Origin of the sequence: Halobacillus hunanensis, from assembly GCF_900166655.1 — a bacterium.
In the GTDB taxonomy this organism is placed as follows: domain Bacteria; phylum Bacillota; class Bacilli; order Bacillales; family Halobacillaceae; genus Halobacillus_A; species Halobacillus_A hunanensis.
On the sequence record NZ_FVZB01000007.1, the window covers coordinates 836,181 to 855,992 of the forward strand.

A 19,812-nucleotide genomic window follows, 5' to 3' on the forward strand; every position below is an offset into this window, starting at 1 on the left:
ACCGAAACTTGATATCAATAGAACTTCGCAGAGCAATACTTACAAATGTAGAGTCTCAATTTGCATATAAAATCATGATAAGTTTCTTTAAAGCTGTTTATGGTTCTAAACGAGCAATATAACCAAAAATCGGCTGCTTCTTTAGATAGGTTCGCTTTGAGTAGAAAGTAGGAGAGCCATCATTTATTTGCCTCACCTACATGAATCATCTCCTTCTGTGACCGTCAAGTAAAATGACACAATTTCTGCTTGTTAATTTGAAACACTTTGCTGCCCAAATATGGTTTTTCGGTGCTTCATTCGCCAACTGTCTTCATTTAAATGAATGATTTCCACTCGATGTAATATACGATCTAGAATCGCGGTTGTAATTGCCTGATCTCCTAATAATTCACCCCATTCTTTAGGGCCTTTATTGGACGTTAATATAATCGATGTTTGATTGTACAGATCATTGATCAAATGAAAAAACATATTGGATTCCTGTTTGTCCATTGCCATAAACATTAAATCGTCAATGATAACTAGATCTGCTTCTCGTATTCTCTTCATTCTCGTTTTCGATTTCCTTGTGATTTCTTCTGTCTTTAATACATGAATGAGGTCACCCATCGTAGTAAAAATCACTTTATATCCTTGATTGAGAGCCTCAATGCCTAGCCCAATCGATAGGTGGGTTTTGCCGACACCTGGCGGTCCAAGGAAAATAATATTATATAGCTGCTCCATCCACGTTAAGTCCTTTAACTGATTTAGTTTCTTTGAACTTAATGCTTTCTGTTCTTTTAAATCGTATTCTTCCAGAGTGCTGAAAAACGGGAACGTTGCCCATTTAAACCGTTTCTCTAATAGCTTTTCTTCTCTGCGCTTTTGTTCATAGGTTGCCACATCCAGGAGAAACTGAGTAAAGGATGCGTCCTTTTGCTCAGCTTCTCTTATGAGTGTAGGAAGATGGTTAGCTGTTTCGGTCAGGCGGAGGGTTTTCATCAAATCTTGTAATTGATTCAGCTGACTCAATTAGACTCACCCTCCAATATTTCAGTATAGGCATTTACTGTTCTCTTTTGGGCTTCCGTATCCATGAGCCAGCCTGAAATCTTATTTATTGATGATACAGCCCGGGCGTTATCGTTTACTGTATCATCAGCTTGGCGTTGTCGTTTGATGTATGAAACGATATCGCTAAAATCTGTCGCACTATAAAGATTTCTTTTCACACATTCTTTCAGTGCTGCTGATAAGATTGCCCCATTGTTCTCCTTTGTCTGCTTTAAAATAATTTGCAGCTGATCTCTAATATACCGAGGGTAGTTTTGCCGGATGATATTGAGATAGTCGTATGCGGAATCTACCTCTTCAAACCGTTTCGCAACCGTATCCATAAATGCATTGATGCCTTTTGTCCGATCGCGCGAATGGCTTCTATCCTTCACTAATTGGCCTTTTCCTTCAGGGATAGTGTGTTTTGCAATCAATTCTCCTGTATCGGTAATATAGATAAATAGTTGTTTATCTTCCGTTTCCTTGATACCGACGGTATCATATTTATGGAATGTTCCAAGTGGAAGAGAATACCGATTCGACAAATAACGAATTGTATTGTCCTTATGGACGCTTCTTGTTATACTATTTTCATAATTGCTTTTGATAGTTAATTTTTCTGTGACTGGTCTCAAGTGTTGCTTTTCCAAGGAGAACACTTCGACCGGTCTTTTTTTTGTTGTGTTATGGATTTTATAGTTCCCTGTTCGGTTTAGCCACTGCCAACCCTGCTCATTCCAGGAATCAATGTTGTGAAACACTCTATGTCTCGCAAAGTTATGCTTGATAAAGCCAACCACATTTTCAATTTTCCCTTTACTTTCTGGGTCAGCTTTTCTACAAACCCGAAGGTTTAAACGCCTGGTTTCCTTATAATGTTGAAACTCTTTCGTTAAGATAAGATCCCCGCCATTTTCACTGACCACGATTAAATTATCCTGATCATAAACGATTTCTCTTGGGATTCCGCCATACCACCGAAATGCATCTTCATGTGCTTCCATCACATCCTGGGTAGTGAAAGGTCGGTCTAACCATTTTTTATATTTGTATCTCGAGTTAGACAAAACAAATGCGATAAAGCTTAGCTTCACCCCTTGATTGTCAGGTGTTCTTTGTTTTGTATGACCAAAATCAACCTGCATTTGTTCTCCCATTGGCTGGTCAGGAATAGCTTCATAATTCCGTGGTAGAGTCTCTTTCTCTATTCTATATTCAGTACGTAATTCTCTAACGTAAGCACGAACAGTGCTCTCGCCAATCTCCAGTGATTCATACCTTTCCTGTAACCAATCTTGCACTTGTGCTGCCGACATATCAGGATGTTCTCTCAGCCAGGATAAAATTAACGCTTTGTAAGGATCTAACTTTTTCTCTCTCGTTTTTATACTTTCTACCCATTCGGCCATCTCCGAAGGAGACTTCTGAAGGTTGCGGTACACCGTTGATCTTGATACCCCCAACTTTTCCGCCACCTTCGATTTACTAAACCCTTGCTTAATTAACTGTTGAATCTCCATATACATTTCCCACTTATCCACCTTTTCTGCGCCCTCCATTGATGTCTGTATAATAATCTTACATATCATACAATGGGAGAACTATATATTTTACTGGTATATTTGGGTAAATAAGTGTTTCTTCTAATCTAGCGGAAACTGTCTACTTTAGTTTAGCAGTCACACCTTCCTTCTGTAAATCAAGATTTAACAAGGAATTTAGGAGTTACATGGTATATATGTTTTGTAATAATGTTCTAACGGAGGCTAAAGAAACACGTGTCTGCGTTTTATCCTTTTCTTTGATAGCGGCGGAAAGTTGATTTATACTCTCATACAACCCTTCATACTCTTCCTCATCTCCCAATAATTGCAATGTCCATTTTTTCCCTTCATATAAACTTTTTAATTCTGTAGTCCCATTTGTTAATTGTTCCCACTCGGAATGATTTAAAGAATTTTGAAGCTCATCGATTTGATTAAAAAATATATCCCCTCCTATCCGATTTGTACATCCTGTTACGATTACCAGTAAGAATAGAAGGATTCCTTTTTTTAACATAGTTAATTCCCCCTTTTGAATGTATAGTCCTATGTTGTCCAATAATAAAGAATAGTTTCAGATCAATGTTCATTTGTTAATTGGAGGGATTTTGAATGCCAGAATTTTTATTAACCTTAATTCGTTCTATTGTTGCTTTTATCTTGCTTTTGTTCATGGCCAGAATTATGGGGAAGAAACAATTGTCTCAAGTCACTTTTTTTGATTACTGTGTAGGGATTACAATAGGGTCTATTGCTGCCAGTATGTCCGTTGATCAAAATATAAAAATCTCGAACGGGCTCATGGCATTGATTATATGGGGGCTTTTTCCCTTAATATTGGCTTTTGCAGGTCTAAAATCCAAAACAATTCTGCAGCTGACGGATGGAAAACCTTCTATTATAATCGAAAATGGGGAAGTGAACGAGAAAAATCTTAAAAAGAATCAAATGGCGATAGATGAGCTTATGCTTTTATTGAGAGAGAAAAACATTTTCAAATTGTCGGATGTTGAAATGGCTGTATTGGAAACAAACGGCCAACTAAGTGTTATGCAGAAAGCAGATCAACAGTCTGTGACGCCAAGCACCTTAGGTATGAAAGTAGAAGAGGAGCATGGTCCAACCGTTGTCATTATGGATGGAAAACTGTTGGAGAAGGGGTTATTGGCATTAGGTTATTCAAAAGGGTGGCTTCAAGATGAGATAAAAAAGCAAGGTGTTCAGGACATTGAAGATGTTTTCCTGGCACAGCTGGACTCAAAAGGAAATGTTTACGTAGACCTTTATGATGGAAAAGCTAAGTCGCCTTTGATTCCAAAAAGTTCTTTATTGGTCGATACACTTGAAAAGGTGCAGGCAGACCTTGAAAGTTATTCAAAACAGACAGACTCTGAAGCTAGGGTGCAAGTTATATACCTTCAGAAAGCGATTCGGAACGTGATACCTTATATAAAATGATAGCGTGATCTGCAACATTTGTGAGAAGAAGGAAGATAATTCATATTTGACTGAACTATTTTAAGAATAGTATCTACTCAAAGGAAAAGGGGTAAAACGAAGAGGCTTTACTCTCTTTTTCTTGATTATTGGAAGCATAAATCTAGACAATTTGTAAATGATATAATACACTACGGAGTATAGTATATAAAGCAATGTAAAGGGGGATATATAATATGGAGTTTTCACAGGATTTAAAATTACGATTAAAGCGGGCAGAAGGACAGGTCCGTGGCGTGCACAAAATGATGGAGGAAGAAAAAGAATGCAAAGATGTCATCAGTCAGCTGTCTGCAGTAAGATCGGCCGTTGACCGCACGATCGCCACAATCGTTGCTGAAAATTTGCAACGATGCATTCAAGAACAGGCGGACAAGGGAGAGGATACCACGAAAGTAGTTCAGGAAGCCATCGAATTATTAGTCAAAAGCAGATAAGAAAAGTTAAGAAGCAATTAGATTTGCTTTTTAATTTTCATCTGTTACCATACCCATAGATGTATAAGTATGAAAGGGGAGCTAAACATGTCAGATCAAAAGAAAACGACCATCGTTTTGTTTAGTGGTGATTATGATAAGGCGATGGCGGCGTATATTATTGCAAATGGAGCTGCAGCCTATGACCACGAAGTAACAATTTTCCACACGTTCTGGGGGTTAAATGCCCTGCGCAAAGATAATAAAGTGTCAATGAAGAAAGGGTTTATGAAGAAGATGTTTGGGAAGATGATGCCTAGAGGTGCCGATAAAATGGGGCTTTCTAAAATGAATTATTTAGGCATGGGGCAAAAGATGATCAAAAATGTCATCAAGAAACACAATGCCATGCCTCTACCTCAATTAGTAGAAATGGCACAAGAGCAAGATGTGAAATTGATTGGTTGTACGATGACCATGGATTTACTTGGCCTTCAAAAAGAGGAGCTCCTTGACGGAATTGAATACGCGGGGGTTGCTGCGTATATTGGAGATGCAGAAGAGGGCAATGTTAATTTATTTATATAATTTTTTTGGAGTTATTATACCTGAACACGTATAAGTATAATGGTAGGTTATAGAATTAATTGTAACTAGGAGGGAAAGTTATGAAGGAAATTACAGCAAAAGAGCTAGAGAAGAAAATAAGAGATGGAGAAAAGGTAAACATTATTGATGTGCGAGAAAATAAAGAGGTAGCACAAGGGAAAATTCCTGATGCCCAGCATATACCGCTAGGGCAAGTGCAGGATCGAATGGATGAAATCGATAAAGAACAGCATCATTATATCGTTTGCCGTTCCGGTGGTCGCAGTGGCAAAGCATGCGGTTTTTTAAGTAAGCAAGGCTATGATGTAACCAATATGGCTGGCGGTATGCTTGATTGGTCGGGAGAAATAGAGAAATAAGGAGGTATTCACATGAATATTGAAGCAAATGAACGATTAGATGCTAAAGGATTAGCGTGCCCTATGCCGATTGTCAAAACGAAAAAGGCATTAACAAACTTAGAACCAGGGCAAGTCATTGAAGTTCAAGCAACAGACAAAGGGTCTACTGCCGATATAAAAGCCTGGGCGGAAAGCACAGGACATCAATACCTTGGTACGGTTGAAGAAAGGGAGGTATTGACACACTATGTGCGTAAGGCAAGTGAATCCGAAACAAATGGAGAAACAAAACACGAGGATGTTACAGAACTAGAAGATCTTCGAAGTAAAGTAGATGGAGATGAAGATCTATCGATTTTAGATGTACGTGAACCAGCAGAATTTGCTTTTGGTCATATTCCGGGAGCTATCAATATACCCTTGGGTGAACTTGAGGAACGTTTTGAGGAATTAAATGAAGATGATGAGCTGCACGTCATTTGCCGTACAGGTAGCCGCAGTGATCTAGCTGCCCAAAAGCTAAGTGGTAAAGGATATAAACATGTAAGAAATGTTGTTCCGGGTATGGCTGAATGGGAAGGTCCAACTGATAAAACTAATTAAAAAATATATTTTTGGAGGGATAAAAACATGGCAAATACGAAAGTCGCAATTATAGCAGCTAATGGAAGTCTCTTTGATGCGTATAAGGTATTTAATGTAGCTACAGCTGCTGCAGCATCCGATGCAGAAGTAGGAATATTCTTTACGTTTGAAGGGTTAAACCTCATTCATAAAGAAGGGCACAAAAATTTGCCCTTGCCAGAAGGGAAGGAACACTTTCAAGAAGGGTTTGAAAAAGCAAACGTTCCCTCTATAGAAGAGTTAGTCGGGATCGCTCAAGAAATGAATATTAAATTAATTGCTTGTCAAATGACCATGGATGTTATGAGTTTAGAAAAAGGTGATTTTGTTGAAGGAATTGAAGTAGGCGGAGCTGCTTCATTCATTGATTATGCGAAAGACGCTAATATGTCATTAACATTTTAGGTAAGGGAGGAGAAACAAATGACTGTAAAAACGATCACAACTGGTGAGCTAGCAAAGAAAGTTGTCAATCATGAAGAGACCTTGATATTAGATGTTCGGAATACGGATGAATTTGATGATTGGAAAATTGAAGGCGGTCAAGTCAAGGTTATTAACGAACCCTACTTTAATTTGCTCGATGGGATTGAATCTGTAGAAGGGGACTTGCAAAAAGACCAAGAAGTGATCGTCGTATGTGCGAAAGGCGGGTCTTCCCAAATGGTTGGCGAATTACTTGAGGAAGCTGGCTATTCTGATGTTTATTCCCTAGAAGGTGGTATGAAAGCCTGGAGTGAACACTTAGAGCCAACAAAAGTCGCTGATTTAAACGGCGGGGGAAGCCTTTATCAATTTGTCCGTCTTGGAAAAGGTTGTCTCTCCTATTTCATTGAATCTGATGGAGAAGCTGCGGTTATAGATGCCAATCGAATGACGGATATCTATGAAACCTTTGCAAAGGAAAAAGGTGTGAACATTAAGCATCTGATCGATACCCATTTACATGCGGATCATATTTCTGGTGGACGTCAATTAGCGGAAAACGTTAAAGGTACCTATTATTTACCTCCTAAAGATGCAACAGATGTTACGTTTGACCATACAGCTCTTCAAGAAGGCAGAGATATCGTTGTAGGAAATACGACGGTAAAAGTACAACCGGTTTATTCACCGGGTCACACCCTGGGAAGTACGTCCCTCATCATTGATGACCAATACCTTCTTACAGGAGATATCCTGTTCATTGAGTCCATTGGTCGTCCTGATCTAGCAGGAAAGGCAGAAGATTGGGTTGGAGATCTGCGTGAAACATTATATAAACGATACAAAGAACTCTCTAATGATTTGGTAGTGCTCCCTGCTCACTATTCCTTTGCCAAAGAACTTGGCAAAGGTGGTAAAGTGTCTGCCCGTTTGGGAGATCTTTATCAGAAAAATTCGGGTCTTCAAGTCGATGATGAAGGTGAGTTCAGGAAAATGGTGACGGATAACCTTCCGCCACAGCCAAATGCGTATGAAAAGATTCGCCATACCAACATGGGGAAAGTAAATCCGGATGAAGAAGAACGTAGGGAAATGGAAATTGGACCCAACCGTTGTGCGGTTCACGGGTAATTAAAAGGAGGAGAAAATCATGGAAGCAGTAAAAACATTAGATGCAACAGGCTTGGCTTGCCCAATGCCAATCGTCAAAACAAAAAAAGCTATTCAGGAATTAAACTCAGGGGACGTATTAGAAATTCATGCAACGGATCAAGGAGCTAAAAGTGATCTAGCGGCATGGGCAAAATCAGGTGGCCATGAATTATTAAAAGATACAGAGGAAGATGGCGTACTGAAATTTTGGATTCAAAAAGGCTAAGAGTGAAACAAAAAGGGGAGGACCGTGTTCTCCCTTTTTACTAAGGGGGAAGAGGATGGAACTAACGTTTATTTTAACGATATTTCTCATTGGCTTTACAGGATCCTTATTGTCCGGCATGCTGGGCATCGGTGGTGCCATTATCAATTACCCCATGTTACTCTATATTCCGATCTTGTTTGGATTTGAGGGATTAAGCGCTTACGAAGTATCCGGTGTTGTGGCTGTGCAAGTGTTTTTTGCGACATTATCTGGTGTTTGGGTCTACCGAAAAGGCGGATATTTAAACAGGAGTTTAATTGTAACCATGGGGATCAGCATATTAGTTGGAAGTTTGATCGGGGGATTTGGATCACGACTCTTAACAGAGGAAGGTATCAACCTTGTATATGGGCTATTGGCGATCCTCGCTAGTGTGATGATGTTCGTCCCCAAAAAAGGCATAGATAAAGCCAATCATGAAGAGCTTCATTATAACAAGTTCGTCGCGGCTGTTTTAACCTTTGCTGTTGGAATTGGGGCAGGCATTGTCGGTGCAGGAGGGGCTTTTCTCCTTGTTCCTATCATGTTAGTCCTATTAAAAATCCCAACCAGAATAACCATTGCGACTTCATTAGCTGTAACGTTTATTTCATCTATCGGTGCCACAACAGGGAAAATAGCGACAGGGCAAGTTCCGTTCCTTCCAGCCCTTGTTATGGTGGCAGCTAGTTTAATTGCCTCACCGTTAGGAGCAACTTTAGGTAAAAAAATCAATAGCAAGTATTTGCAAGGTATATTGGCATTATTAATTTTTGCTACAACCATTAAAATTTGGTTTGATATCCTATATTAATCTTGAACGGTCTCAATATAGGATTCAAGGGCAGGGTGATATTCTTTTTTGTAATGCCCCTTAGGACAGGATTTAACCACCTGGCTAGAGAGTAAACTTGTTCGATTTACTGTTAAATGTTCTTTGCATTGAGGGCATTTGTCTTTAAATAGATTCTTTATCGTCATATATTTTTACCCCCCCTTCAAAAGGAATTTTATAAAACTCATCTGTTTACTTGGTATTATAACAGGAAATTAAACATGATAAAAACGTTAGATTGGAGAAGTGAGTAGAGTGGGAGGACACCGATTTAATCCTGAAAAGGCTGATAAATTGTTAAGCGAGGACAGACAACAGCAATTACCTTATAAACAGATCATGGATATGCTGGAGTTAAATAAACATGATACTTTAGCCGATTTAGGTGCTGGAAATGGTTATTTCACTATACCTATGGCCGAGCATACGAAAGAACCTGTCTATGCCGTGGATATTGAGCCTAAAATGATTGAGATGTTAAAGAATAGGGCATCAGAAGCCCAGGTTAACAATATTGAGTATCTCGTTAGTGATTTAGAACATATCCCAATTGACTCACAATCGGTTGATAAAGTGATGGTCTCCTTGGTTATTCATGAAGTTCCGAGTATTGAGAATGCTTTAACTGAAATTAGGCGAATTTTAAAACCGGGGGGACTCGTTTTGTTTATCGAGTGGGAAGCAATTGAAGCAGACGATGGTCCACCAATCCATGAAAAAATTCCTTCAGAGGAATTGTCTGAGGCCTTACAAACTCAGGGTTTCGACACAACAATCTTTCAACTTTATTCAAGTCATTATGCCATTAAGGCAAAATGAGTTTAAGAGGTTAGGGTAAAGGGGACCTTATACAAAGTATTAGAAAGGGGACAGTACAATGTTTCATTATACAGTTGAAGCCAATCAAACAGTTGATGAATCAGTAAAGGTATTGGAAGAGGTGCTTAGAGAGGAAAAGTTTGGCGTTCTTTGGGATTTTGATATCAAAGATACTTTGAAGAGAAAGGGATTCGATTACAATCAGAACTATAGAGTTCTTGAAGTTTGTAATCCAGAGGCGGCAAAAGAAGTTTTAACACAAAACTTTATGGTCGGTTACTTTCTTCCTTGTAAGATTGTTGTGTATGAAGAGCAAGGAAAAACAAAAATTGGGATGCCTAAGCCAACAACACTCATTGAGCTAACGGGGGATGAATCATTAAAAGCATTTGCAGAAGATATTGAGTCTAAGCTTGTTGTATGTATGGACAAAGCCGCCAATAATTAATATCACTGCGGGTAAAATGTACTAGAAGATAAATGGATAATGTTTGAATTAGAGCCCCATTTCACGGTTTATAATCGCGAAAAGGGGGCTTTTTTTGCGCGCGGATTATACCTCAATCATTATTCCTTTTTTTGAATTCACTTATTTTCATGAAACTTTCACATTCCAGTTTTATGATATACATAATTTGATTTATAAAGGAGGGGGTTCAACTGTGCCAGCAGCTTGGGTAATAGGTCCTCTGATTATTAAAAGCTCCTTCATAGTACTGTTGGGGAGCTTTATACTAGGCTTTTTCTTTTTTCGAATCATTGGTCCCTTTTCAAAGTTAGAAACAAAGCAACGATTAAATGAATTAATTTCCCTGCTTATTGTATTTGTCATTTCACTTTGGATTGGAAAGATCATAATCAACTTTTCTACATTCTTAAGTGATCCACGTGCGATACTAGCCTATCCAAGTAATTCAGAGGCCTTTTATATTGCGCTATTATTCACTTTAATATATACCGAGTACAAATTAACTGATCACTATCAGGAGTTTCTAGTTCTACTCCTATCATTTATGTACGTTTTCCTATCTGCTTCCTTTGTTAATAAATTTATTCACATTACTTGGGGGTATGGTGTAGAGGATTGGGGCTACCTAATGTTATTGGTTACCCTCTTGATTGTCCTGATCCTGCTTCAGGGCAAGATAACAATTGCGCAACTGACGTCTGTCAGTATTTGGGGATGGAGTCTAGGGCAGTGGTTCCTATCCGTTTTTTATCAGACAAGTGTTTTTCAATTTGACTTAGACCAGAAGTTTTATAGCGTTATTTTTATTAGTAGTATAATATTATTTTTTTATAGAAAGAGGGTTACATAAATGGATGCTGCAGCTGATATTACGATATGGCTTGCCTTAGGTGCGGGTATTCTGTCTTTCCTCTCCCCGTGTACCTTGCCTATTTTCCCAGCGTACCTATCTTACATTACGGGGATGAGTGTGAAGGAAATTCAGGATCAAAATGAATGGAAGATACGTAGCAAATTGTTGTTGCATGCTGTTTTCTTCTTGCTTGGTGTTTCGATGATTTTTATTAGCCTGGGTGTAGGTGTCTCCTTTTTGGGACAATGGATCCAAGGACTGTTATCAGGTGAATCTGGATTATTCCTCCAACGGATTGCTGGTCTTTTTATTATCATTATGGGACTTTTCGTTGCAGGGTGTCTCCAAGTGACATCGTTTATGAAGGAAAAACGTTACCACTTTTCTAAAAAGCCAGTTGGGTATTTAGGGACTATCTTCGTTGGAATGGGTTTTGCAGCAGGGTGGACACCTTGTATTGGTCCGATCTTTGCATCCATTCTAGTTGTAGCAGCTAGTAATCCAACGCAAGGAGCCTTATATACGATCATGTATGTCATCGGGTTTGCGATCCCGTTTTTGGTACTTACCTTTTTCCTTGGATCCACAAAATGGATTGTACGATATAGCCGAAAAATTATGAAAGTAGGGGGAGCCGTTATGATTGTTATGGGTGTATTTCTATTTACAGGGCAAATGGCTCGCTTATCTAACCTTTTATTGCGGCTGGTACAAGATAGTTGGTTCTCTAACTTAGGATAAAAGGAGGGATTTACACATGAAAAAGACGTTAATTATCATTGTTATGATTGGAATGTTTGGATGGGCAGTGTATGATCTTGCTTTTCAAGCGGATTCTAAATCAAATCCAAATACAAGTGAAGAAATGGAACAAGAGGTACCTGACTCTTCTAATGATAAGGTGAACAACACTTCCGGTACAGAAGCTTCCGTTGGACTAAACATAGGTGATATCGCTCCCGACTTCAAGCTTCAGACGTTAAAAGGTGAGAACGTAAAATTATCAGATTACCGCGGAAAACGAGTAATGGTGAATTTTTGGGCTACTTGGTGCCCTCCATGTCGAGCTGAAATGCCGGATATGGAGAAATTCTATCAAAATAAGGACGTGGTAATTTTAGCTGTTAATTTGACTCAGACAGAGGGCAATTTGCAGGAGGTGAAAGACTTTGTGAATGAGTATAGGTTATCGTTTCCTGTATTATTAGATAATGAAAGCAAAGTGGCTATGAATTATGAAATACGCCCGATCCCAACTTCTTTTATGATTGATTCAAATGGAATCATTCAACACAAAGTCCTGGGTGCGTTAAATTACGAACGTATGGTTCAAGAGTTCAAAAAGATGAAATGATCCTCTCTTGTTAAGTACAATAAGGTGGAGGTGATCCCATGAAACAAACCATATTAGTTGTAGAAGATGATCCATTAATCCGTGAACTTGTTAGTATTTACTTAAAAAAAGCCGATTATGAGGTAATAGAAGCTTCTGATGGGGAAGAAGCAAAGAAAGTCTTTTTAGCTTACCATCCATGTTTAATAATTCTCGATTTAATGCTGCCTAAACTGAGTGGGGAAGCATTGTGTAAATGGGTTCGGGAACAGGAACAAACTGAAGTGTCGATTATCATGGTCTCTGCTAAAGCACGTACTAATGATAAGATTAGTGGATTAAAATTAGGTGCGGATGATTATTTAACAAAGCCGTTTGATCCTGAAGAACTTGTCGCACACGTTGAAGCAGTTCTGCGGAGAACGGGACAGTTTTGTCAAAAGATTGTCTATGAAGGCCTGTGCATAAAGCCGCGAAAAGGAGAAGCTCTACTTTACGATGAGCCACTTAGTTTGACCAAACATGAATTCAATCTTCTTTATCATTTTATGGAAAATCCAAATGTGGTTCTTTCGAGAGAAGCTTTAATTCATCAACTATACCCCTTAGCTGATAAAACGATTTTGGATCGTACCATTGATGCACACATTAAAAAGCTTCGGGTGAAAATCGAGGATAATCCTGCATTACCAAAACGTATCTGTACTGTTCGAGGAATGGGGTATAAGTTTGTTCAATAAAATGTCATGGCTTCCAAAACGATTTTTATGGCGTCTAACCCTTTTAAATATAGCTGTTGTTTCTGCTTTTATCGTTCTTAGTAGTTGGGCTATTTATAACACGGCTTGTTTTTAGTCGATGGAATGGCATTTATGAATGTCGATAAACAGGCCCAATTTAATTCAACTCTTTTTCATTATTTATGGATTTTCAGCCTTACGGCGATTGTTGTTGGTAGTATGATCCATTTTTACTTAACAAAAAAACTGATACAACCGTTAAGAGAGTTGATTGAGTCTACTAAAAGTATGAAACGAGGCCATTACCCAAATCCTATTGAAAGTAACTCCAAGGATGAAACAGGGGAATTAATAGGACACTTTAATGGGTTAGTAAGGCAATTACAGAACAATCACCAACATCGACAAAAGCTAGTATCTGACTTATCGCATGAATTCCGCACGCCCTTATCTAATTTAAAAGGATACCTTGGTGCTTTAAAAAATGGTGTGATTGAAGGTGATCAACACCTGTACCAATCGCTTTATGAAGAATCTAAGCGTCTTACCAACATGCTTGAACAGCTGGAGCAATTAAAGGAATGGGATTATGTCTCACACCAATCTTTTTCCGAAAAAGAGTCTGTAGATATGGCTTTATTAATTGATCAGTCCGTAGAGATGTTTCGATGGTCCCTAGAGAAAATAGGGGTTTCAGTAGACGTTCAAGCAGATCATGGGAAGGTGAATGTCTATAATGAAGGGATCCAGCAGGTTATCAGTAATTTGCTCGACAATGCCATTCGTTACTACCAAGGTTCTGGCCCAATTGTGATCAAGGGTAAATTACAGGAGTCCGAATACAAGGTTTCCGTTGCAGGTCCGGGTCAACCTATACCGACAGAAAAACAGAACAAAATATTTGAGCGATTTTATCGAGTGGATTCCTCTCGTAACCGCGAAACAGGAGGGACAGGGTTAGGGTTAGCGATAACAAAAGAAATTGTAGAACATCATAATGGAAGGGTTGGCGTCAGTTCAAGATGTAATCATCATACCTTCTGGTTTATTTTACCTCTTTGTTAATATTGATTACCAAGGACTTCTCAGCAAAGGACTTTCTTATATAAAACACCAATAGGTAGATCCAATAATTTAGCAAAGTTAAGTCATACCTGTCCCTAAAAAGTATTTACAATCTGATATTTTAATTTTTAGGAGCTGACAATTCTTAAACAGAGCATAAACAATTAGAAATAAAGTTGCGGATAGACCACGCATTGTAACAACTTGTGTTGGTGTAAAGCCTATTTCATAGAGATACGTTACAAATACACTGATTATTCCTCATAACGATGCCCCGGCACTAATTAATAACAATGTGGATTTGTTTTCCATCGGTCTATTCCTCCACTGTAATTTTTTATGTCTTTTTATTACTTATACAAATGAAGAGACAGACGCCCCTCAGGATACTTTCTGTGTCGCTGCATAAAGTTCATCCTCTTTCTTCGGTATGGTTAAGAAAATGACAGCAACAATTATGCAAATACCTCCTAACAGTTGGTAGGCTCCGAATGATTCGTTTAACCAGGTCACTGAAATGATTGCGGCCACCAGAGGTTCAATGCTAGCTAAAATGCTGGTTTCTGTGGGAGATAGGTATTTTAAGCTTCCGATATAAGATAGAAATGAAAGAGTTCCGGTTATAATAATTAAGATCATCATAGAGAAAGTGTTCATGGTTAATGTTTCGGTTAGGGAGTAAACACTAAATGTTTGGTGAGATAAAAATAATACTACTCCTCCAATGAACATGCCCCAGCCGACAATGACTACGGTCCCCCACTGGTTGATAAGAGACGCAGGATGGAGTGTATAGAAAGTAAAACCAAGCATCGTCAGAACACCAAAGACGATGGCTTTTTTTGATAACATAACATTCTCCACTGATCCATTGGTAATCAAAAAGTAGAGTCCCGTTAATGCTGTAATGATAGCTAGGAATTGCGTAAGAGACGGCAGTCTTTTAATCTGAATGGCGACGTAAATGGTGATCAAAACGGGTCCAAAGAATTGAAACAGCATCGCAGTGACGGCATTGCTTACGTGGATGGCTTCAATGAAGGCATATTGAGCTCCCAGCATGCCAAAAACAGCAAAAATAATAAGTTGGATCCAATGACGGGGGTGCTTCCAAATCCCGAAAACATTCTTCTTACGGAAGAATAGGTAACTCAAGATAAAAAAACCTGCTAACAACAATCGAACGACCAAAAAGTTTATGGATGATAATTCAGTATGATGAAAGAGCCATTGAATCATAGGACCGGACAGTCCCCATAACGCTGCGCCACTAATAATCATTATAAGACCTATACGGCGGGATTTCTTCATGATGGAGTCCCCCTTGTAATTTTTTCTTGATTTTAGCAAAAAGAACTGGTTAATATGGATGTATTATAATTAAAAACTGATACTATTGTAAGTATCAGTTTTATCAAAAATAATGGGGTCAGTAATATATGTTGGAATTAACACCGAAGCTTAATCCACATGGTGGAGAACCGTTATATGAACAGTTATATCACCATATTAAACAAGAAATGGAATTGGGAAATTTAACATCTGGGACAAAGCTTCCTTCTAAGCGAAAGCTATCCCATCATCTGCAAATCAGTCAGAATACAATTGAAACTGCTTACGGACAGCTTGTTGCGGAAGGTTACATAGAAGCACGCCCCCGCAAAGGGTTCTTTGTATGTGAAATGGAACAAAACCTATACGAGATACAGAGAAGCGTCCAGTACGTAGAAGAAAGATTATACGGTGACCATGATTTTACCTATAATTTTGCTTATACAGGGGTGGATACCGATTCATTTCCATTTGGACTATACCGTAAGTTAGCAAGTGAAGTAATACAAAACGATAATAAAGCTGTGTTAATGATGGGGCACCCGCAAGGTGAATGGGAGCTGCGACAAACCATTGCGGAATATATATACGAATCCCGTGGTGTGCGATGTTCTCCAAGTCAAATTATTGTCGGAGCCGGGACGCAATATTTAATGAAAATTTTATTTCAGCTGCTGCAAGGTAGTATTTTTGCTGTGGAAGATCCTAGTTATCACCGTAAAATGGTTACGTTCGAAAAGGAAACAAAGCATGTAGAGATGGTCCCGCTCGATGAAGACGGGGTGCTTATCTCACATTTAGAGGAAAGCGAGGCGGATGTGGCAATTGTTACACCCTCCCATCAATTTCCATGCGGGATGATTATGCCTATTTCAAGGCGAATGCAGCTGCTAAATTGGGCGGAAGAGAAGGAAGAACGTTATATAATTGAAGATGATTATGACAGTGAGTTTCGCTATAGAGGGAAGCCAATTCCGGCATTGCAAGGGTTGGACTCAAATGACAATGTGATATATATGAGCACATTTTCTAAAGCGTTACTGCCATCGTTGCGTATAAGTTATATGGTTCTGCCTAAACCGCTTGCTCAAGTGTACCAAAAAGACTATTTCTTTTATGCGCAGACTGTTTCACGAATTGATCAGGAAATTTTACAGAGGTTTTTACAGGAGGGGTACTGGGAAAGGCATATCCAGAAAATGAGGGGTGTCTATCGTAAGAAAAGAGATGCACTTGTTTCAGCGATTTCAACATATTTTCCGGAATGCGCCGAAATCATTGGTCAAGACTCGGGCTTGCATATATTGGTACGTGCCAACAATGGTATGACAGAGCATGGACTCATTGCACAGGCGGCAATATACAGTGTAAAAGTATACCCTGTTTCGGATTATGGGATGAATGATAACAAAACAGTACTACTTGGCTTTGCGGCTTTGTCTGAGAAAAAAATACAGAAAGCCGTTCAGCTGTTGTCGGAAGCATGGTTTGGGTAGATGTTAAATAAATAGTAGGCTAAGCTCATCTTCTAGATAAGAAAATAGGATTGGGGGGGAAAACCAATGAACTCAAAGGCTTTCTTTATGGCATTCATCACAATTATGATATGGGGATCGACTTTTGCTGCTATTCGTGCCAGCTTACATGGCGGCTACACTCCAGGACATTTAGTCCTTATACGTTATCTTATAGCGTCAGGAGCTTTTCTCCTTTATGCTCTGTGGCCAAGCGTCCACTTTCGGTTACCGAAAAAGGAAGACCTAATCAATATCTTCATCCTTGGATGGATTGGTATTAGTATCTATCATCTAGGGGTAACGTTTGGTGAACAAACCATTTCAGCCGGAACAGCAGGAATGCTGATTGGTTCAGCTCCAGTCTTTACTGCATTAATTGCTGTCATGGTATTAAAAGAACGTCTGGGCTTTTTTGGGTGGATAGGTCTAGGGATTGGTTTAACGGGGATTATATTAATTACCCTTGGATCCGCAGGTCCAGCCTTAGACATCTCCGGAGGAGCATTTCTAGTATTAATGGCCGCTGTCGCCACATCGATATTTTTTGTATTTCAAAAACCTTTCTTAAAACGTTATCGTCCGATTGAATTGACGGCTTATTTTACATGGGCGGGGACGTTACCATTTTTTTGTTTCTTTCCTGGACTCTTTCAATCCGTTCAAACCGCAACGATGGAAGCCAATCTATCAGCCCTTTATGTCGGCATTTTCCCCGCGGCGATTGCTTATGTCACATGGGCAACTGCTCTTTCGTTAGGTAACGCTAGTTCCGTTACTAGTATGATGTATTTGGAACCAGCGATAGCGATCCTCATTGCATGGATTTGGCTTCATGAGTGGCCCAGTACCCTTTCCCTTGTTGGGGGAATTATTGCAATTTCCGGCGTAATTATCGTTAATGGGTTAGGAAGAAAGTCTCGAACGCCAATAAAGAACACAGTATAAGAATTGAATAGTTATGATCAGATTGAATTGTTTTCGCCTTAGGAAGCATACGTAATTAATCTATCAAGCGAGTGAATCCAATCATTAGTCTAGGAAAGCATATGAAAATTGTCGTGTGCAACTCGGTCTATTTTCCGTGTCGCGCAAAAAGGTGTTATATTTTAGGACTTATATTAATGTACTATTCCAGATAGGAAACATACCTGTAAAGGAATGAGTTAATGGGTTTGATTTATAAGCTTTTTAAATAGTAGCCCGATTCCTATCCCCGGCGCCACGCACAATATGGGTAACCACATGGGGCCCAATAATACACCCATGACCCTCAAATCCGGAGAATAGATTAGTCCAACAGTTACGAAGTAGGCAGAAATTACAAATGGCAAAAATGAAAAAGGTTTTTTTCCACCCCCGGCATCTTTATAAGCATCCCATGCCGAAAACATATAAAGACATGGATAAAACATTAACCATTGATAATTCGTTTGTTCAATCGCTTTGTCAATTTGCCCATGAAAACTTAAAAGGATTACTTTGTTAAAGTTGGATTGAACATTCACCAGAAATTCCAGTGCAATTAAAAGGAAGCCTTTAAGGAACTTACCATTTAAAATTTGTCCAAAACCTGGAAATGCAATACTCCAAAAAAGTCTTTCATATTTATTATATTTATTCATACTACCCATCCAAATAATAGAAGTTATGTTTATTCACTTATAATTCCCTAGGGGTATCTTCCTAATGCTACAGAAAGAGAAAGACAATGCGTATATGCATTGCCTATATACCTTTAACTAATCTATTCTTTTGATAGTTTTCTCCTGTCTGCTGCTTGAGGGGGTTCTTCCATCCACCCATGTTCAATCATGATCTTGCCTCCATCTTCAGCAAAGTCAAATGTATCTTTCATTATTTTATTCAATTTTAATGTTAAGTCATTCCGCATACTGAATGCAGATCCGAAAGTATTCCCACTGAGACTAAAGACAGATAACATATTGGTAATATACATCATTAACTTATCAGAAAAAGGTGAGAGGGTTGATTCTGTTATTTCACCAGCCCAAATGGAGGGCGGGTGAATATCACTTTCCAATAAGATATCTTGCATGGTGGTGGTGACCTGCTTGGCAAGTTCTTTTCCTCTAGCAAAGTATTTCTTCGATTGATCATTCTCGGCAACTTGTGCAAAGCTTGTCATCAACTGTGTTCCAATTGCATTAATTTCTAGAGATTGATACAGTAAACCAATTTCTACCGTATTAAGAACCCGTTTCGGCTTTAAAATGTTCATACCGCTCATATAGCTTGTCTTATCAACATACTCAACTTCTTTTGGTAAAGGAACAATTGGCGGGTGGATCAAAATTCCCTGTTCCAAAAGGTATTCCGTGACCTGATTAGAGGTATCTTGTAAATCATCAATAAACCTATTATATAACTGGCGAATATCCTTTCGGTAAGACATCCCCAGGTGCAAAGTATACAAGCCCATCAAAACCTCAGTCATCGTACGTATAAAAAACAAATCAAAACCACCGTCATATAATCGGGGAGCTTCTTTGTTTACGTCCTTTCCAGTATATCCTTCAGGAACCACGGCACCTTCCCTTTCAAAAACGGTTTTGATTGCCTCAACATTTAGGGTTTCCTTATTATAATGGTTTTGAAATATTGATTTTACTACTTCATCATTACTTAGTTCAAGAAAATACTCTAAGACTCTTAGCAGCATTGTTTTTTCCATATAAGCCTGCCACAAATTCCCTAATTCGGAAGCTGATATTTTAGCTTGTTCACTGTTCAAGTCTAATACCTCCCTAAAATTCAAATTGTATATCAATTATAACTTTCCCCATTTTATGGTTTTTAATAATGGGATGCTGTTCATACAAATTCAAAATCATAGGAGTGTTAAAAAAGCTGAGGGCGATCAGTTAAATAAGCTTAAGGTGTTTTATTGGCTATATTTTTACATGTTGGTGAAAGATGGCTAAACAAAAAGAG

At 38.7% G+C, this 19,812-nt stretch carries 24 protein-coding genes; 18 read left to right on the top strand and 6 right to left on the bottom strand.

The features are described from left to right. Positions 1–252: 252 nt before the first annotated feature. The 3 genes from istB to B5354_RS16870 form a co-directional block, all read right to left on the bottom strand. A complete protein-coding gene (istB, locus tag B5354_RS16860; RefSeq protein ID WP_425432124.1) occupies positions 253–987 on the bottom strand; it encodes an IS21-like element helper ATPase IstB in 735 nt (244 codons plus the stop codon). 26 nt (positions 988–1,013) lie between these two features. Further along, positions 1,014–2,582 carry an IS21 family transposase gene (gene istA / locus B5354_RS16865; RefSeq protein ID WP_079527943.1) on the bottom strand — a complete coding sequence of 523 codons (1,569 nt, stop codon included), beginning with the start codon at positions 2,580–2,582 and terminating at the stop codon, positions 1,014–1,016. A 184-nt stretch (positions 2,583–2,766) separates the two neighbouring features. Continuing rightward, positions 2,767–3,102, bottom strand: a complete 336-nt coding sequence (locus tag B5354_RS16870; protein ID WP_079529963.1) for a DUF4363 family protein — start codon at positions 3,100–3,102, stop codon at positions 2,767–2,769. Between the two features lie 95 nt (positions 3,103–3,197). Here B5354_RS16870 and B5354_RS16875 point away from each other — a divergent pair, with 95 nt between their 5' ends. From B5354_RS16875 to B5354_RS16950, 16 genes are all read left to right on the top strand, one after another. Further along, positions 3,198–4,043: a YetF domain-containing protein gene (locus B5354_RS16875; RefSeq protein ID WP_079529964.1), complete on the top strand. Its 846-nt coding sequence runs from the start codon at positions 3,198–3,200 to the stop codon at positions 4,041–4,043. A 215-nt stretch (positions 4,044–4,258) separates the two neighbouring features. Next, the gene (locus B5354_RS16880) at positions 4,259–4,519 is read left to right on the top strand and encodes a metal-sensitive transcriptional regulator (protein ID WP_079529965.1); all 261 of its coding nucleotides are present in this window, start codon (positions 4,259–4,261) and stop codon (positions 4,517–4,519) included. 87 nt (positions 4,520–4,606) lie between these two features. Next, positions 4,607–5,086 carry a DsrE/DsrF/DrsH-like family protein gene (locus tag B5354_RS16885; protein WP_079529966.1) on the top strand — a complete coding sequence of 160 codons (480 nt, stop codon included), beginning with the start codon at positions 4,607–4,609 and terminating at the stop codon, positions 5,084–5,086. A gap of 80 nt (positions 5,087–5,166) precedes the next feature. After that, positions 5,167–5,466 carry a rhodanese-like domain-containing protein gene (locus B5354_RS16890; RefSeq protein ID WP_079529967.1) on the top strand — a complete coding sequence of 100 codons (300 nt, stop codon included), beginning with the start codon at positions 5,167–5,169 and terminating at the stop codon, positions 5,464–5,466. A 12-nt stretch (positions 5,467–5,478) separates the two neighbouring features. Then, a complete protein-coding gene (locus tag B5354_RS16895; protein ID WP_079529968.1) occupies positions 5,479–6,051 on the top strand; it encodes a sulfurtransferase TusA family protein in 573 nt (190 codons plus the stop codon). Positions 6,052–6,078: 27 nt separating this feature from the next. Further along, a complete protein-coding gene (locus tag B5354_RS16900; protein ID WP_079529969.1) occupies positions 6,079–6,477 on the top strand; it encodes a DsrE/DsrF/DrsH-like family protein in 399 nt (132 codons plus the stop codon). Between the two features lie 18 nt (positions 6,478–6,495). Further along, complete coding sequence (locus B5354_RS16905; RefSeq protein ID WP_079529970.1) at positions 6,496–7,629, top strand: MBL fold metallo-hydrolase; 1,134 nt, start codon at positions 6,496–6,498, stop codon at positions 7,627–7,629. A gap of 19 nt (positions 7,630–7,648) precedes the next feature. Next, on the top strand, positions 7,649–7,876 hold the full coding sequence (locus tag B5354_RS16910) for a sulfurtransferase TusA family protein (RefSeq protein WP_079529971.1): 228 nt from the start codon (positions 7,649–7,651) through the stop codon (positions 7,874–7,876). 55 nt (positions 7,877–7,931) lie between these two features. Beyond that, complete coding sequence (locus B5354_RS16915; protein ID WP_079529972.1) at positions 7,932–8,711, top strand: sulfite exporter TauE/SafE family protein; 780 nt, start codon at positions 7,932–7,934, stop codon at positions 8,709–8,711. A gap of 276 nt (positions 8,712–8,987) precedes the next feature. After that, positions 8,988–9,551, top strand: coding sequence for a class I SAM-dependent methyltransferase (locus tag B5354_RS16920; protein ID WP_079529973.1), 564 nt, complete (start codon positions 8,988–8,990; stop codon positions 9,549–9,551). Positions 9,552–9,609: 58 nt separating this feature from the next. Beyond that, a complete protein-coding gene (locus B5354_RS16925; protein ID WP_079529974.1) occupies positions 9,610–9,999 on the top strand; it encodes a DUF302 domain-containing protein in 390 nt (129 codons plus the stop codon). A gap of 214 nt (positions 10,000–10,213) precedes the next feature. Then, a complete protein-coding gene (locus tag B5354_RS16930; protein ID WP_139377160.1) occupies positions 10,214–10,870 on the top strand; it encodes a hypothetical protein in 657 nt (218 codons plus the stop codon). Continuing rightward, positions 10,871–11,614, top strand: coding sequence for a cytochrome c biogenesis CcdA family protein (locus B5354_RS16935; protein WP_079529976.1), 744 nt, complete (start codon positions 10,871–10,873; stop codon positions 11,612–11,614). Between the two features lie 16 nt (positions 11,615–11,630). Next, positions 11,631–12,227, top strand: a complete 597-nt coding sequence (locus B5354_RS16940; RefSeq protein WP_079529977.1) for a TlpA disulfide reductase family protein — start codon at positions 11,631–11,633, stop codon at positions 12,225–12,227. 38 nt (positions 12,228–12,265) lie between these two features. After that, entirely contained in the window at positions 12,266–12,946 is a 681-nt protein-coding gene (locus tag B5354_RS16945) for a response regulator transcription factor (protein ID WP_079529978.1), read from the top strand. Positions 12,947–13,078: 132 nt separating this feature from the next. Next, positions 13,079–14,011, top strand: coding sequence for a HAMP domain-containing sensor histidine kinase (locus B5354_RS16950; RefSeq protein WP_245804812.1), 933 nt, complete (start codon positions 13,079–13,081; stop codon positions 14,009–14,011). A gap of 381 nt (positions 14,012–14,392) precedes the next feature. On the opposite strand, the gene B5354_RS16955 is transcribed toward B5354_RS16950, so the two are convergent. Next, the gene (locus B5354_RS16955) at positions 14,393–15,322 is read right to left on the bottom strand and encodes a DMT family transporter (RefSeq protein ID WP_079529979.1); all 930 of its coding nucleotides are present in this window, start codon (positions 15,320–15,322) and stop codon (positions 14,393–14,395) included. Between the two features lie 128 nt (positions 15,323–15,450). On the opposite strand from B5354_RS16955, the gene pdxR reads away from it, so the two are divergent. Both pdxR and B5354_RS16965 read left to right on the top strand, forming a co-directional pair. Then, entirely contained in the window at positions 15,451–16,839 is a 1,389-nt protein-coding gene (gene pdxR, locus B5354_RS16960) for a MocR-like pyridoxine biosynthesis transcription factor PdxR (RefSeq protein WP_079529980.1), read from the top strand. A 66-nt stretch (positions 16,840–16,905) separates the two neighbouring features. Next, positions 16,906–17,805 carry a DMT family transporter gene (locus B5354_RS16965; protein ID WP_074734246.1) on the top strand — a complete coding sequence of 300 codons (900 nt, stop codon included), beginning with the start codon at positions 16,906–16,908 and terminating at the stop codon, positions 17,803–17,805. 218 nt (positions 17,806–18,023) lie between these two features. On the opposite strand, the gene B5354_RS16970 is transcribed toward B5354_RS16965, so the two are convergent. Further along, positions 18,024–18,482 carry a hypothetical protein gene (locus tag B5354_RS16970; protein WP_079529981.1) on the bottom strand — a complete coding sequence of 153 codons (459 nt, stop codon included), beginning with the start codon at positions 18,480–18,482 and terminating at the stop codon, positions 18,024–18,026. A gap of 122 nt (positions 18,483–18,604) precedes the next feature. Then, entirely contained in the window at positions 18,605–19,612 is a 1,008-nt protein-coding gene (locus B5354_RS16975) for a DUF3231 family protein (protein WP_163530782.1), read from the bottom strand. Positions 19,613–19,812: the final 200 nt, after the last annotated feature.